Here is a 1,003-nt window from a genome sequence, read left to right on the forward strand (position 1 = left end):
GCCCCAATCAGCGTGGCCCAATCCCCACCCCCGTTCCAGGAGATACCCATGAAGCGTTCCGCCCTGGCTGGACTGCTCCTCACTGCAACAATGCTGGCCTCCTCCGCATACGCCTCAAACGATAGCGATCAATGCGTAATGAAGCTCCAGGAGGTCAATAGCAAGCTGTCCAGCGCAGCCACGCTGGACGCCGCCACCAAAGGTGTCGTCGTCACCAAAGCCGAACAAGCCAAGGCCGCCCACGCCTCCAACAACGACAGAGAGTGTGTTTCCCTGGCGCAGCAAGCGCTTCAGGACATTCAAAGCCACATGAATAGCCATTAGGGCCGGGCCAGATAACATGCAGGTAAGGACAGAAGGTCGACTCGGCGCGCGTATTGGCGTACACTTCGCTTACCTGCTGGTTACACACAGCAGGTTCGGGGCCGCTTTGGATTCGACGCCGGTTGCGAAACTTTAGGTGCATGCCGACTTGGTAACAGAAGTCGTAAATCCACTGTTGCAACTACTTATAGTTGCCAATGACGAAACCTACGGCCAGGAATTCTCTCTCGCTGCGTAAGCAGCCTTAGATCCTGAGCTTCTGGTACCTTCGGGTCCAGCAATCATCAGGGGATGTCTGTAAACCCAAAGTGATTGTCATATAGAACAGAATCGCCGTGCAGTACGTTGTGGACGAAGCGGCTAAAACTTACACAACTCGCCCAAAGCACCCTGCCCGTCGGGTCGCTGAGGGTTAACTTAATAGACACGGCTACGCATGTAGTACCGACAGCGGAGTACTGGCGGACGGGGGTTCAATTCCCCCCGGCTCCACCACTTCATCATCTAAAGACGTCCACGGACGTCTTTTTTTGTGCCTGAAATCCAGTAAAATCAAGGGTTTCAGCGCTACTGGGCTCCTCAAAGGTTTTTTGAGTTCCAGCCGTTTGGGTATTCCAAATGGTATTCCAAGCCATCTGGTGCTATTTTTTGGAATACCAAAACGGTGTCAGAGGAAGCT

Annotated in this window: 1 protein-coding gene and 1 other RNA gene; both read left to right on the forward strand. The window is 53.6% G+C overall.

What is annotated here, in order from left to right; translation table 11 throughout:
* Positions 1-48: 48 nt before the first annotated feature.
* Positions 49-324 (forward strand): hypothetical protein, encoded by a 276-nt coding sequence (locus AC1DLB_RS30885; RefSeq protein ID WP_018929463.1) that lies wholly within the window; start codon positions 49-51, stop codon positions 322-324.
* A 97-nt stretch (positions 325-421) separates the two neighbouring features.
* Positions 422-819, forward strand: a transfer-messenger RNA (tmRNA) gene (ssrA, locus tag AC1DLB_RS30890).
* The last annotated feature ends 184 nt before the right edge of the window (positions 820-1,003 follow it).

It is taken from the genome of Pseudomonas sp. 05N434 (assembly GCF_056396965.1).